Raw genomic sequence first — 15,454 nt, forward strand, 5'->3', positions numbered from 1 at the left:
GAAAACATCAAACAATACATTGATTATTACAACAACGAACGCATTAAGCTAAAACTAAAAGGCCTGAGTCCGACACAATATCGAAATCAGGCCTTGGTCGCCGCTTAGAAATGAGTCCAACTTAATGGGGTCACTTCATTCCGGCGCTTTTTTTATGTTTGTTAACCCATCCTAAATAACGTTGACACTTTTCAAACCTTTTTGGAGAGTATCCTTAAGTTTGTTAATAACTATTTAAATCATAACTTACTCAAATACTTCAGATATCCTGCCTTGCTGGCTGAACTAAAGTCAATAAATGACACCAAGTGGCTATAAAGGATAGAACTCGTTATACCAATCCACAAACTTAGTAATTCCCTCATCTAAACCAATACTTGGTCGATAACCAACGTCTCTAACTAACGCCTCAACGTCTGCAAAAGTATCGGGTACATCACCTTGCTGCATAGGAAGCAAATTTTTCACTGCAGTCTTACCTAGTGCTTTCTCAATCGTTTCAATAAAAGTAAGTAGATGAACTGGAGTTTGCGCACCAATGTTGTAAACACGCCAAGGACCTTTACTTGTGCTAGGCGAAGGTTTTTTTGCATCCCAATTCTCATTATTTTGTGCCACGTTCATCATCGTTTTGACAACACCAGACACTATATCGTCTATGTAAGTAAAATCACGTCGGTGATTACCATAATTGTAAACATCAATTGGATCACCGTTTCTGATAGCTTTTGTGAACTTAAAGGGAGCCATATCAGGTCGGCCCCAAGGTCCGTAAACTGTGAAGAAGCGTAAACCAGTTGTTGGTAAATTGTATAAATGGCTATATGTGTGGGCCATTAATTCATTTGCCTTTTTACTTGCTGCGTAAAGTGATACTGGATGATCCACGTTATCATCAACACTGAACGGCATGGCTTCATTAGCCCCATAAACTGAGCTTGAAGAGGCATAGACCAAATGCTCAACATTGTTATGTCGACATCCTTCCAACACGTTCATAAAGCCAACTATGTTTGCATCGATATAGGCATGCGGATTTTCAATTGAGAACCTAACACCGGCTTGGGCTGCTAGATGGATGACTCGATCGAACTGATGTTCAGCAAATAAGGATTCCATTGCATCCCGATGCGCAATATCCATTTTAACAAACGAAAAATCATTTGCATTTTCATGATCATTTATCCAATTTATACGTGCATCTTTTAACGAAGTGTCATAGTAATCATTGAGGTTATCTATGCCAATCACACTCATTTTCATATCGAGCAATTGGCGACAAGTGTGCGCTCCAATAAAACCAGCAGCACCTGTAACTAATATTCTCAAGGTCTTTTCCTTTTTATGCTTTATAGTTTATAGCTCAATATCGTTAATTTTAGCCAACTTTCTAAGCTCTCTTACTGGAATGGCATAGCTAATACCACTCGGATTTGTCAGTGCGGCCTCTTTCCCTCCTGAAACGAACACTTTATTTATCACGCCTATTACTTCGTTAGTGCGACGATCAAACACTGGGCTACCGCTATTGCCTGGGTAAGCCGTGGCATCTAGTTGGTAGATCATAAAAGGCTTTTCCAAGCGCGCTAACATTTGTACAGTTAATTGGTCAGCGTTACTTGCGGGGTTAATATCGGGAGCAATTGCTGAAACAATGCCTTCATGAGTAGCGGGATATAGCCCTAGGACTGCGCCAATTGGAAAGCCAGTAAAAAAAATACGACTACCTTCATCTATCAATTTATCTTTCGCCAAGTTGAGTGCAGGTAGCTTATTTGTAGTAGATAAGATTGCAATATCATGAACAGGATCGATTGCTAAGATCTTCATTTTATGGATGTAAGGATTAGGTCCTGAGCCACTAAGAGCCACATAATTTTGAACAATTGAAGGGTCAAGTTCCTTCCCCACAACATGATAATTAGTAACGATGTATTGTCCATTTCCAACAACAAAACCTGTCCCCAATAACTGAGGCGCTTTCGATTCCATCGGTGTATACAACGCAATGCCAACAACCGATGGTTTCACTAATTTTACTGAATCAACCAAACTAGGTGAACCGGTAGTTTGTTTATCCTCTTTTGCGATTGCAACCGCAGTCAGATTGCTAAAGAATAAACACGATAGAAAAACGAAACTAATTATTTTAATAGGCATTTTATTTCTCATATTTCTGTTTGTAAGATAGGATAACGAAAACAACCCACCATTACCAAACTTAAAAAGAATACAGTGATAAAAGAAGCCGCTCATATACTCACCTCTCCGATTAACCAAACGCTAATTATCTTTGCCGTGATTGCACTACTGTATTGGCGTAATGTCGTTACCAAAATAACGGTTTGGATAACCATTGGGATAACCCTTTTATGGCTATATCTATGTGCTCAACCTTTTTTTAGCCAAATGTTGATGGCACCCATCGAGCAAGAATTTGCCTCAGTAAAAGCATCAGATAAAAGTTGGCAAAATGCGGACGCAATATGGGTTTTAGCCTGTCTACACTACAAAAACCCAGCACTCCCTGATGTTAGTCGCTGGAATCATTGTTCACTGCAAAGGTTAGTGCACACATATCAAATGTTCCAAGAAAAACCCAGCTTGATTTATGTAAGTGGAGGTGCCTTCACTGAAGACAAAGACTTTAGTTACGCCATTGAAGCAAAAGCATTTTTAGTTCGCCTTGGGGTTCCCGAAACAATGATTAAAGTCGTAGATAAAGGCACAAATACAAAAGAAGAACTAATTGGACTACTAGCCGAACCTAGTATCGCTAAAATAAATAAATTAGCTATCGTGTCGTCATCTAGTCATGGAAGACGGCTTCACAAATTAATGGAACTAAATTCGCACCTAGAGTTTCAGTTTGTTCCCGTTGAACATTTTAACCTTAGCAATCCATCGATTGGTCTTGGTTGGCCGAGTATCAATAGTATAAAAAAAAGTCAACGAGCCATTTATACTTATTTCGCCAATCTAGAAATAGCATTGTTTGAATAAACTCAATAAAAACAATCACAAAGTAGCTTGTGATAAGTAAAACCGCTACATATCAAGTATGTTTTACTATATCTATTATGTGCCTCAATACCCTGTTTAAAAATCAATGTGCCTATAATCTATTTAGAACTAAAAGGGCTCATTCATGAATATTCAATCAATACAGCAGTTTCTACAAGGCAACACAAGGACTCCTAAGAAGAAGTCCAAGTTAGTCATGTATGTAAAGAAACAATGGGGTGGATATAAGAAACTTAGAGAAGCTCATGAAATTAGCTATCACTTCTCCCAGTTCCTAACACCCGTTATCGCGAATACGGATTACAAAAAAGAATGTGTTTTTAAGCTTAGGCATAATGTCTATTGCGATGAACTCAATTTTGAGCCTGTTAGAGAAGACGGTTTAGAAAAAGATGAGTTTGATGCATATTCGGAATACAGCATGATCCAGCATATTAAATCTGAGACCTTTGCTGGAACTGTCCGAGTTGTCAGTCCACAAAAAGAGGGCCAATTACTCCCCATAGAAAAGTATTGCCTAGACACAATAACTGAATCACAGTATTCACCAACAAATTTTGAGCGTCACGAAATATGTGAAATTTCAAGATTGGCTGTACCAGCTGCATTTAGACGACGCAAAGCAGATAAATTTGTTGGCGCAGCAACAGGATCGATCAATCAATTTATTGAGTCAGATGCGGAATTACGATGCTTTCCGTTTATTGCAGTTGGTCTATATTTCGCTGCTGCAGCGCTTGTAATGAAATTGGGAAAAAAACATACCTATGTAATGATGGAGCCTCGCCTAGCGAGAAGTATGGGTTATGTCGGTATTAAGTTTATACAAATTGGTCCGGTAGTCGATTACCATGGTAAGCGAGCGCCATACTACATAAATCCATCCTTACTCGTCTCTACCTTGTCTAAAGGTTTTAAATGCATGTTAGAAAACATTAGAGAATGCATGAACGAACAAAAGATAAATTAATTGACCAGAAGCGGCGTCGTAAATTAAGTTTGAGAAAATGACTCGATGCCGTTTTTAGATTGATACATCATTTTTAAAAATAAAATTGAGCTAAGTCTATCTTTAGTTTACATTTTAAGATTAAATGTGGATTAAATCTAACCAATTAAAAACTAGATTAAAAGAATGCCCCCCATACTAGTCAAATTCAAAAAGGAAATTCCCAAAGCTGAATTAGAGCAAATGTGGAACCTGCTTTACAGTAAAGCCCGTCCCAACTTTTTTCTCTCATGGAACTGGATTGGTAATTGGTTAGACTCAATTAAATCCCCCTACACTCTTTGTATTGCCAGCCAGAACGATTCTGTTGTTGGTTTAGGTATTCTAGTCGATAAAAAAATATTCAGAAACGGCTTCGTGCGATCTAAGCAACTCTTTTTGCATAAAACCGGCGAAGAAAAAACTGATCAAATTTGGATTGAGTACAACGATTTTTTACTTTCTGCAACAATTGAAAATGCGGTACGTACTGAAATTATAGAGCAAGTTCACAAGCAACTAGATTGGGATGAATTTGTTATCGGGGCATCGACACACAATGCACTGATTCCCTTTCGTACAATGAATCTAAACGAAAACTTAGTCTGGCATAGCCATAGCTACCAAGTTAATTTAACTCGCCTACGGAACAAAAAGTTAGACTATTTAAGCACGCTTTCCAAGAATTCACGCTATCAAATAAACAGAAGTTTAAAAGCTTACAGAAAACGTGGCGAAATATCCTTATCAGTCGCAAAGACCGTAAAGGAAGGATTATGTTGGTTTGAAGAAGCTGCTCCGTTTCATATTTCTCGCTGGGAAAACACGATAGTTGGGAGTGGGTTTTCAAATCCAACTTTTGTTAAGTTTCATCAAAATTTGATTAAGAAAAATTTAGAAAGTGGCTCAATTGATATAATTAAAATTACCGCTGGAGATAGCGTAATTTGTTACTTGTACAACTTTATACAAGGTAATGACGTAAAGTTTTATTTATCTGCAAATAATTATGAAGAGACAGGCAGCGCCTTGAAACCAGGTTTAGTTGCTCATTACTTAGCAATTCAGCACTATATAAATAAAGGCTTTGAGCTCTATGACTTCATGGCGGGTGAGTCACAATATAAGCGTTCACTAGCATCTACTGCATCTCCTATCTTTTTGTGTGTTTTCAGTAAGAAGAAGCTTAAATTTACGCTTGAGAACAAGCTCAGGGAGTTAAAGCAACGTCATGTGAGCGGCAAAAAGAACATTAGTAAAACGCCTACAGTTAAATTTATTCTAACTGGTGGAAAAGAAAGTAATCAATCAAATAGTCCGCAATATATCGCTGCCTCAATAGTTGCATGTGAAGTTTCGTCTAAAGGCGAATTAAAACTCGTAAAAACGGTTAACTATCAGCCACCAAGTGGGCTTCAAAATGAGAGTAGCAACGTTCTGTACAAATCAGGCAGTATTAATGATGATACTCTTAATGTCGTCACGGAAACTGAAATTCACCAGTATCAGCTACCTGAGCTTGAATTGAAAAAGCAATATAGCCACCAGTCTTTTAATGATTTACACCATGTTGTTGAAAAGGGTGATGACTTGTTCGTCGTGAACACCGGACTTGATTGTGTCACTCAGTTCTCTGCATTGTCAGGTGATGTAAATCACTTCAGTGCGCTAACAAAGAATAAGAGCTGCAGATTAAATGAAGATGTTGATTACAGACAGGTCCAGTCAACAAAACCGCATTTAGCTCATCCGAATTATGCTTTCTTTTTGAACGACAATTTATGGGCAACCCGTTGTGACTTCATGGACGCGATTTGTTTAGATGCACCGGAACAAAGAATAAACATTGGTCACGATTTAGTTCATGATGGTGTTGTGTACAAAGACAATATATTTTTTACAAATGTCGATGGCAGAATTTCAGTTTACGATACCAAATCTCTTTCGTTAAAAAGCGTTAGTAACCTTAACCATTTCATCCCTAATTTAAATGGCTGGTGTAGAGGTGTATTGCCAGTTTCCACAAATTTAGTCCTCGTCGGTATCAGTAAAATTAGGCAGTCAAAAAAGCACATAGTTAAATCAAAGTCTTATGCAAGAGTGATTCTAATTGATATTCATAAACACAAAAAAGTATGGGAATTAAATACGAGTGCAATTGGCATTGATGCCATTTTCAGCATTTTGCCAGGAGATAAAATATGACCAAGAAGGTATTGGTTTTAGGCGAAGACACTCGCAGTTTTTTAACGGTAATTCGCTCATTAGGTAAACAGGGTTATTTGGTAGACGTTGTCTGTTATGATAAAAAATCACCTTCACTGCATTCAAAATATGTAAATCGGGCTCACTTTCTTAATTATCAAGCATACTCACAAACAGAATGGTTAAGCTGTTTATTAGAATTAGTTTATCAAGAAAATTATGACGCCCTTTTCCCCTGTGACGAACGCGCAATATTTCCCTTATACGAAAACCAATCATCTTTTCCACCAAGCTGCCAATTAGCCATTCCAAACCAAGAGGTTATAGAAAACCTTTTTGATAAAGAAAAAACAAAAAAAATTGCTATCAAATGCGAGATACCTGTTGCTCGAGGTGAGATTCTCACTATTAAAGATAAAAGCTACGGAGAACTTGCAGCTTTATTTGGCAATAAATTTGTAGTAAAGCCAACTTTATCCTTTAAATCTGAAACATTGTCGACACGTCAAAAAGTCGAGATTGTTGAAAACGATGAGCAATTGCGTGCTTACACCAAGCATGTCCATGAACGAGACGAATACCTCATTGAAGAATATTTCACTGGGGTCGGAGAAGGTGTAAGCTTGTTTGCCGTCGATGGTAAAGTCCAACATTTGTTTGCTCATACTCGCGTTAATGAGCCCAGAGCAGGCGGTGGAAGTTCATACCGCAAAGCGATTCCGGTAGATGCAGGCATGGGAGAGGCATGTATAAAGTTATGTGAAGCAACTAGATTCACTGGCGTTGGTATGTTTGAGTTCAAGAAGAACAGAACCACCGGCCTGTGGATTTTAATTGAAGTAAATGCTCGCTTTTGGGGGTCTTTACCTCTTGCTGTATTCGCTGGTATTGATTTCCCAGCGGATTATGCCAAGTATCTGTTTAATGAGTTTTCACCACATTCCCTGCCTAACAAGCAATATAAAGTAAATGCTTATGCAAGAAGCCTCAGTAACGATATATACGATTTGAAAGCTGAATTTGAATATGACTTGAAACATCAATCCACATTTTATGCCTTAGGTCGATTGAGCAAACGAATACTCAGCTTTTTCCGCATATTTCACAATGAGCAAATTGATAGTTACGACAAACTTGATCCGGCACCATTTAAGCATGAGGTAAAACAGTTTTGGCAAGCAACTATCGGTGGAAAATTCAAACAAAAATTTACCGACCCTTCAGATGCCGAAATGCAAAGGTTAATGCGGCTGTTACACATTAAAAATGATATTTCGATTAAATTTATTTGCTACGGCAATATCATGCGCAGCCCTATGGCAGCGAAAACCTTGTCTATTTTGGCGAGCGAAGTAGACTTAACATGGGCTATTGATTCCTATGGATTTCATCAAAACCAACAGCGAAAAAGTCCAGACGAATGTGTTATGGGTGCGAAAAATATAGGGGTTTGTTTAACAGAGCATCGTTCAAAGTGGTTACCACAGCATGAAATAGACCCTGAACACGATATTATTTTTATTTTTGATGATAAAAACATGAGTCAGATAGAAAGCTTTTACGATTGTAAATATTTGTTTAATCTTGCACACTTTGTACCTCGAGGACTCGGTAAGCATAATGAGATCGCAGATCCATATGGGAACGGTGATGAGGCAGTGAAGTATTGCTATTTATTGATTGTTGAAGCCGTCAAAAACTTTTTTGAATCGCATTTAAAGAACAATTCATAATAGCAACACAGAACAACCAAAAACTAAGTAAGTGAAAATAATTGAGAAAAACGAAACTATCAATAGTCATCCACACTGAAGAAGAATTCGATTGGTCAGGTGGTTTTAATCGCAACAACAGCTCCGTGACTCACGGCAAAGAACTCACTGAGATGTGCGTGGATATGCTCGAGCTTGGCTGTTGCATTACTTTTGCGATGGATTGGGCGTTTGTTACGTCCGAGCAAGGACAGGAAGTCATTCGTTTTATGCAGGAAAACTATGCTGAGCAGGTTGAGTTTGCTACTCACTTGCATCCTTGGGTTAACCCTCCGTTTGATGAGCAGCAGTCTGACATTGACAATATCGATGAGAAACTATCCTATCCCGGTAATTTGCCTGCAGAGGTTGAAAAAGCTAAGTTAAGTATGTTGACAGAGAAGATTACTGAACTAACCGGTATAAGGCCGACAACTTATTTAGCCGGGCGTTATGGCGTTGGTGAAAACACTTACAGAATATTAAAAGAGCTAGGTTATAAAGTTGATGTTAGTGTTAGCCCTTTTGCTGATTTTAGGCACCAGGATGGGCCGGATTTTTCGGGGTATACGAATGCTGAGTTTGAGCGTGATGGTGTGAGGTGTATCCCGCACTCAAGTGGATATATCAGCTTTTTATCAAGCTTCACTGATTGGCTTAACAAGGATTCACGACACTTAAATAAACTAAATAATAACTTATTTGGAAAAATAATATTGAGGGTGCTTGGTGTAGAAAAAGTGAGGATGTCACCAGAGGGCTTTTCTAGCACGCAAATACAAAAGCTAGTTGACTCGCTTCTAAGAACTGGCGTACTACATCTAATTCACTCATTTCATTCTTCAAGTAGCAAGATGTGCGGCTCGCCTTATGTTAACAACATTTCAGCCTTGAATAATTTAAAGGCTGAAAACGTAAACTTATTGTTGGCATTAATTAATTCGAAAACGCATAAGATTACCCCAAGCCTGCTATGAATATTAACAATCCTTTCTTTTCAATAGTTGTTGCAACAAGGAACAGACCCAAGTTACTCAAGAGGGCTATTCAATCTTTAATTGAGCAAAAAGTAGACGCTAATTTTACTTTCGAGATAATAGTCATCGACGACGGCTCAGATGAAGATAATCAAATGAAGACTGAACACTTCCTAAATTCATTGGATAACAAAGTTGTATACAAGAAACTTGAGCAACGCACAAATGGTCACGGACCGAGCTTTGCAAGAAATGAAGGTATCGCCCTTTCTTCTGGCCAATTTATTTGTTTTTTAGATGATGATGATGTTTGGGTAAGAAAATCCCATTTATCTGAGGCTTATAATTCATTACTAAATAAGTCGACTGAGTTCTGTATATTTTTATCGAAACAAAACGCAATTACGCCTGAAGGTAATTCTGTAAAAAGTATTGTTTGGAATGAGGACTTAGCAGATACGCTTTCTCTTGATGCGGGCGTATTCGAAATATCTTTAAAACAGATACTACGCAGTAATGGTTTCAATCATCTTAACACGCTCATTGCGTCAAAAAGCTTAATTGTATCGATTAGCGGCTTTAATGAAAGCCTAAGATATGAGGAAGATAGAAATTTTTATACGAAACTAATTGATAAAGCAGATTATATTTTTTTCAATAACCATTTCATAGCTAAACACTACATTCCGAACAAAAAACTATCACAAAATGCATCAACTACCGTGAATAAAATGGATAAGCTGCTGCAACAAATAACTTCACATATGAATCTCTTGCAAACTTGTAAACATGAAGCGGTAATATACAAAGTTACTGAACAACTTTGTGATATCTTCAAACGTTGCCATGACATTCAGATAAGCAATTGCAATATTAAACTAGCCGCTTTCTATGCATCATTAGCAGCCAGCGTTAAGTTTGATATGAGGTGGTTTCTTTACGCTTTATATCTAAAAATAAAATCGAGAATATGAAATGGCTGAATTTTTTGAATTAGTTAAAAACATTGCTGCGAAACCAAGTATTTTAAAACCTCAAACTCACATTTTTTTACTCAGTCACATGCGAGCCAATACTAGTTTGCTAGGACACATACTAGGAGAGCACGATGAAATCAATGGTTATTATGAAATGCATATCGGGTATTACAGTTGGAAAAGCTTTTTAAGGCAGAAAAGTAAATATTTTGCACAGCACCCAAAGGAAGTAGTTAAAAAAAATATATTTGACAAAATTTTACACGACGGACACGGAGTAACAGATTACATTTTAAAGAATTCTTCTTCAAAATTCTTAATTAGCCTGCGTCAACCTGAAATAACAGTAAGAAGCACTGTAGCAATGTTTCAGAAAAACCTGCCTAACCATGAATTTACAGATCCCGACGTGGTCACCAATTATTATATTAACAGGGCAGATAGTCTCGCCACATACTCAGAAAAATTGAAAAGTTGCTATTTTTATTACGATGCGGAAGAGCTTATTGATAATTCGAATGAAACACTAAAACGAATTAGTGAATTTTTAGAGCTTAACGCCCCCCTGAAAGAAAAGTTTTCACCTAAAAAATTGACAGGCGTAGGAGATGGAGGCGACCATACAGGGAACTTAATGACAGGAAATATCATAAAGAAAACTAACAAATACGACGATATTAAATTGACCGAAAACCAGATTAACACACTCGAACTAAAATATAGCCAAGTGAGAAAAGTGCTAATTAAAAATTCCTCTTCATGTCGATAAGAATATGCATGTCACCGAAAACGAAGTAAAAGCAGCTAGAAATCTTAGTTCTTCTACTTTCTTCTCAGGTCCGTTATATTATTTCAACGCTATATAATTTTTTACTGCTAATTAATTTGAAGAATCAAACTTCTATATACAAAGGATACGTATAAGCAAAAATAGTTATTTTCCAAAATTTTTATAAAACGGAGTTTAAATAATGTTAGGGAATCTTTCGTCTTCAATTGAAGAAAACCAAAACAAAATATTCATCATTTCCATATTATTTTTATTTTTTGTGTTTGCTTACTATTATGCAAACAATCTAAATGCCTTAGGCTTCTACGAAATGATGAATGTCGCATTCGACTTTGATCAATCTGTATTTGTTAAAGCCATAGATGGTTCATACTTGTCAGACATCACCGCAGTCGAAGCAATTTGGATTAAGCACCCTTTTGTTTACTTATATTCCTACTTTTCTGCCTTTCTTCAGTTTATAGGTTTCACGCGGTTTGATTCAGTTGCCATCGTCTGCATCTTATCTGTTACAACAAGCTTATTTTTAATGTGGAAAACGTTTTTGTTAATCACAAAGAATCCTTTAGTTTCTCTCTTGCTATTAATCTTACTTGCTTCTACTTCTTCTATCGTGAGCATTGCGGTTGTGTTCGATTCATATTCACTCTTAAGCACTTGGACTGCCTTAGCGATATATTTGTTTTGCCGAGATTTTTATCAAAATAAACAAACGCCTGCATTTATTCTCGCATTCATTTATGTAATGTTAAGTGGAATAACGATTTACATGCTGTTGTTGGTATTTTTAGTCGAATTATCGAAAGGAGTTAACAACACTAAGAACCGAAAAGTAGAATTTAAGTCGGAGTGCAAACGACTGCTGGGTTTAGCTGTATTAAGTTTATTGTATGGCACGATTATCTTGATTATCACGTATCCTGAGCAATTCTTCATTTTACTAACATCACCCATTGATTATTTGAGAGCTGTATTGTGGGCAATTATTAGGCCAGGTGAAGCTGCATCGATGTTTGAAGTGCTTTATATTCTTTTCGCTAACGGATTGCTCGCTCCTCAGCCTAGCTTAGTACCGATACCTGGTGGCTTTTCTATGCTGGATTTAAGATCACTGCAGTATAGCATTCTCGAAATGAGTGCTTTGTTTTTCATCTATCTTACTTTCGTTATTGGTTTGCTGAGTAAAAATCGTATTGTTTTCATGCCCTTTTTGATATTTGTAATACTAAGCTTTGTTTTTCATATTGAATATCATGACCGAGGCTCACTATTCTTATACGCAAGCCACTTTACTTTCCCAATTTTTGTCTGTCTTGCATTGGGCTTAAAACAGATACAAAGCAAAGCAACAAAAATAGTAACGTCAGTAGTTATTGCAGTAGTTATTGCAATAACATGTTGGTCTTCATTAAATGTGCTATCTTATTTAAATAGACACATTGAAGCGCTCATATAGAGCTAAATTGATAATTTAATTGAAAACAAAGAAGCATTGTTGCTGCTTCTACAAAAAGATAAAAATTACCACATGTAAGAAAGAGTTAAACTATAGATATAGGAAGTACTATAGATCTGTGCAACGCATGAGCTTGACCATTCATGGAGAGAAGATTTATGACACCTCATACTCTGTATGTCGATTTGGATGATACATTTATCTATACCGATTTATTATACGAATCCTACACACTATTAGTTAAACACAAGCCGTTGATAGCTTTGATAGCGCTGTTTTATCTTCTAAAAGGGAAAAACGCGTTCAAAGGTTTTATTGCTACTCACATTCGTTTAAATGCAGAGACTCTGCCAGTTAACGAAGATCTCTTATTATTTTTACGCAATAATAAATCCCGATGGGATCGTATCGTTCTTGCAACAGCAAGTCATAAAAAGTATGCAACCGAAGTGTTAAATAAATTTCCCGATGTGTTCGATGATGTGTTAGCAAGCGACGAAACCAGAAATCTAAAATCTGGCAGAAAGCTTCAAGAAATAAATAATGAATCGACTACATTTGACTACATAGGTGACTCAAGTGCTGACAAAGTAATATTCCGCAATGCTGAGTCATCTTTTTTAGTCAGTAAATCCTTGGGTAAATTCTCTGACCTAACATTCGAAAAAATATTTATTCGCCCCCAACTAACTTTAAAATTAATTCTGAAGCAAATTCGAATTCACCAATGGACGAAGAATTTGTTGCTGTTTGTTCCCCTATTAACTTCGGGCCTGTTTGTGAGTGTTGATTCTATAATGACGGGCATTATTGGTTTTTTTGCCTTTAGCTTTCTAGCATCTTCAACTTACATCATAAATGATTTATTGGACTTGGAGGCGGATAGGCAACACCCCAACAAATCGAAACGGCCTATTGCTTGTGGAACTCTATCCATACCAACTGCAATGTTAATATCAAGCTCACTATTTGTCAGTTCATTCATTTTAGCAGTAATGACAAACGCTGAGTTTACACTGCTATTACTTGCTTATTTTGTACTTACACTTTCGTATTCACTTAACTTTAAACAATACGTTGCACTAGATACAATATTGTTAGCATCGTTATATACAATTAGGATTATAGGAGGAGCTATTCTGATTGGCGTGGCTTTATCTTTTTGGTTACTAGCGTTTTCGATGTTTATCTTTTTTAGCCTTGCACTTGTTAAGCGTTGTGCTGAATTAAAACTACTAGAAAAATGCGACAAACAAGCAGCTACGGGTCGAGATTACAATAGCTCTGACTATACAATACTATCCTCTTTTGGATCGTCATCAAGCATGCTCGCGGTGTTGATGTTTTGCTTTTACTTAAATAGTGACGTTCTGGAAGATCAGTATACTTCGCCTCATGTCTTATGGGCCGCCGTTCCTATGCTTGCTTATTGGTTAGTGAGGATCTGGGTTAAAACATCAAGGGGAGAAATGACTGATGATCCAATTTTATTTGCCTTAAAAGACAGAGGTAGTTTGATTATTGTTGCTGGTCTAGCTGCTGTTACCATATTCGGAAAGCTTTTTTAAAAATAAGAAGTTGAGGAAATGCTCTTCAAGAAAGTTGTAAGTTATCGAATAAAATAGGCGTTATCGTATGACTGAAAACTATCGACAATGAAGTACAATCTCCTAACGCCTCGTATTCCTCAAATAATTTCGAGTCAGGCAATAAATTAAAGTTAAAAAGTACGGCTTAAGCAGTTGCTTGATGTAAAAACTCGAATCACCCGCATCTCTTTGTGTCCAATCTGTAGGGACAACAGCATAAGTCCATCCTCTTAAAGTGGCTGAAACGGCAAGTTCGATGGTGATATTAAATTGCCCTGCAACCAATGGCTGCATATCATCGATAACATGGCGACGATAACACTTAAAGCCATTTGTAAAATCGGTGTACTTACTTCTTAGTACCCATGACAACAAGCGATTAGTTATACGATTAATTATTAATTTGAATTTTGGGTAATCAGTGACCGTGGCGTCTGCAATAAAACGACTACCGAATGCGCAGTCGTAACCTTCTTTAATCTTATTAAAATACGCAGCAATATCTTTTGGCGCGTCAGAACCGTCGGAGGTTACAATAACGACCGCATCCCCCTTGTACTCCTCTAATCCTTTGCGAATAGCATAACCATACCCATGACTGCCCTCGTTATTAACGTGGCGTACTGTTTTGAGGTTTGCCTCAATTTTTTCGAGTACCTGTTCTGTGTTATCGCTGCTACCATCATTCACAACCACAATTTCATAATTGAAGCCACAGCTATCTAAATGAGTAGTTAGGTCTATTAAGGTTTGTTCAATCACACTTTCTTCATTGTATGCAGGCATAACGATAGAAAATAAACTTACCGGCATATCGTTCGTGTCTTTATCTAAAGCTTTACTGTTCATAATTTATTACTGCTTCTGTTCCAGTGAATTAGCTATACCAATGAGTTACTTTTTCTAAAGCTTCCTGAACACTTTTTTGCGGATTTTCAGTACGCCGCATTTCGATTGATAGCCAACCCTCGTATTGAGCTTTTTTCAATGCCTGTCCAATCGCAGCATGATCAAGCGTTGGCTGAGAGAAATCACCCAAATTAGGTTCAGTAACATGAAAGTGTGCAATTTTTCCTGAGCACGTTTCAATAGCTTCAATAATGTCATCACCTTCAAGTGAAATACAGGCAGTATCAAGATGAACAGCGATACCTGGGTGAGACACGACTTCCACCATATTCAGTATGTCTTGCCAACGCGTCATAAAATTGCAATTGTATATACTTGGATTGGGTTCAAGGCAGAGTTGAACATCATGTTTAACACAGGCTGCTCCTGCCCGTTTAAAAAAATCTGCTCCCAAAGAAAAAGCCTGCTCGTTTGACAGCGAGCCTTTATCTCTATTTTTAGGCGAACCAAATACTAATACCCTTGCTCCAAATGCTTTGGCATATGAAGCTACATTATCAAGGTGGTCGATTAGTTCTGCTTGGTTATCTGTATCGCCAAAAACGTGTAGTTCAGGTTTATCGAATAGAATGGCTTGTAAAGCTGGAATTTTGAAGCCAGAGTCTGCATAAGTCGTTTTTATTTGAGAGGCATAGTTCGAACTTGCTCCCTGCCATCCTGGCCAAATTCTGGTAGGAGCAACTTCAATTCCTGTCGCCTCGCTACTTTTTAGCAATTTAAATATTTCAAGATCTTCGGTTTCGTTCCATGCAATATTAGACACTGATAGTTTCATATATAGTCCCTTT

Annotated in this window: 14 protein-coding genes; 10 read left to right on the forward strand and 4 right to left on the reverse strand. The window is 37.3% G+C overall.

The annotated features are described in order from the left end of the window. On the forward strand, positions 1-108 hold a 108-nt coding region (locus ACKLNX_RS08250; RefSeq protein WP_412970873.1), incomplete at its 5' end, for an IS3 family transposase. A 204-nt stretch (positions 109-312) separates the two neighbouring features. Here the strand turns inward: ACKLNX_RS08250 and ACKLNX_RS08255 are convergent. After that, entirely contained in the window at positions 313-1,329 is a 1,017-nt protein-coding gene (locus ACKLNX_RS08255; protein WP_412971971.1) for an NAD-dependent epimerase, read from the reverse strand. Between the two features lie 27 nt (positions 1,330-1,356). After that, positions 1,357-2,160, reverse strand: coding sequence for a S1 family peptidase (locus ACKLNX_RS08260; RefSeq protein ID WP_412971972.1), 804 nt, complete (start codon positions 2,158-2,160; stop codon positions 1,357-1,359). Positions 2,161-2,235: 75 nt separating this feature from the next. Between ACKLNX_RS08260 and ACKLNX_RS08265 the strand changes: the two genes are divergently transcribed. The 9 genes from ACKLNX_RS08265 (at position 2,236) to ACKLNX_RS08305 (ending at position 13,736) form a co-directional block, all read left to right on the forward strand. After that, complete coding sequence (locus ACKLNX_RS08265) at positions 2,236-3,003, forward strand: YdcF family protein (RefSeq protein WP_412971973.1); 768 nt, start codon at positions 2,236-2,238, stop codon at positions 3,001-3,003. Positions 3,004-3,148: 145 nt separating this feature from the next. After that, positions 3,149-3,994 carry a PEP-CTERM/exosortase system-associated acyltransferase gene (locus tag ACKLNX_RS08270; protein ID WP_412971974.1) on the forward strand — a complete coding sequence of 282 codons (846 nt, stop codon included), beginning with the start codon at positions 3,149-3,151 and terminating at the stop codon, positions 3,992-3,994. A 165-nt stretch (positions 3,995-4,159) separates the two neighbouring features. After that, positions 4,160-6,217, forward strand: coding sequence for a GNAT family N-acetyltransferase (locus ACKLNX_RS08275; RefSeq protein WP_412971975.1), 2,058 nt, complete (start codon positions 4,160-4,162; stop codon positions 6,215-6,217). Next, positions 6,214-7,950, forward strand: coding sequence for a hypothetical protein (locus ACKLNX_RS08280; RefSeq protein WP_412971976.1), 1,737 nt, complete (start codon positions 6,214-6,216; stop codon positions 7,948-7,950). Before ACKLNX_RS08275 ends, ACKLNX_RS08280 begins: the two co-directional genes overlap by 4 nt. A 41-nt stretch (positions 7,951-7,991) precedes the next feature. Beyond that, on the forward strand, positions 7,992-8,945 hold the full coding sequence (locus ACKLNX_RS08285; RefSeq protein WP_412971977.1) for a hypothetical protein: 954 nt from the start codon (positions 7,992-7,994) through the stop codon (positions 8,943-8,945). Continuing rightward, positions 8,942-9,919, forward strand: coding sequence for a glycosyltransferase family 2 protein (locus ACKLNX_RS08290; RefSeq protein WP_412971978.1), 978 nt, complete (start codon positions 8,942-8,944; stop codon positions 9,917-9,919). Before ACKLNX_RS08285 ends, ACKLNX_RS08290 begins: the two co-directional genes overlap by 4 nt. Position 9,920: 1 nt before the next feature. Continuing rightward, on the forward strand, positions 9,921-10,691 hold the full coding sequence (locus ACKLNX_RS08295; RefSeq protein WP_412971979.1) for a hypothetical protein: 771 nt from the start codon (positions 9,921-9,923) through the stop codon (positions 10,689-10,691). Between the two features lie 202 nt (positions 10,692-10,893). Beyond that, positions 10,894-12,168: a hypothetical protein gene (locus ACKLNX_RS08300; RefSeq protein WP_412971980.1), complete on the forward strand. Its 1,275-nt coding sequence runs from the start codon at positions 10,894-10,896 to the stop codon at positions 12,166-12,168. A gap of 158 nt (positions 12,169-12,326) precedes the next feature. Next, a complete protein-coding gene (locus tag ACKLNX_RS08305; protein ID WP_412971981.1) occupies positions 12,327-13,736 on the forward strand; it encodes a UbiA family prenyltransferase in 1,410 nt (469 codons plus the stop codon). Between the two features lie 102 nt (positions 13,737-13,838). Here ACKLNX_RS08305 and ACKLNX_RS08310 read toward each other — a convergent pair whose 3' ends face one another. Further along, a complete protein-coding gene (locus tag ACKLNX_RS08310; RefSeq protein WP_412971982.1) occupies positions 13,839-14,606 on the reverse strand; it encodes a glycosyltransferase family 2 protein in 768 nt (255 codons plus the stop codon). Between the two features lie 28 nt (positions 14,607-14,634). After that, entirely contained in the window at positions 14,635-15,441 is an 807-nt protein-coding gene (locus ACKLNX_RS08315; RefSeq protein WP_412971983.1) for a sugar phosphate isomerase/epimerase family protein, read from the reverse strand. Positions 15,442-15,454 lie beyond the last annotated feature (13 nt).

Origin of the sequence: Glaciecola sp. MF2-115 (assembly GCF_047250385.1) — a bacterium.
GTDB lineage: Bacteria > Pseudomonadota > Gammaproteobacteria > Enterobacterales > Alteromonadaceae > Glaciecola.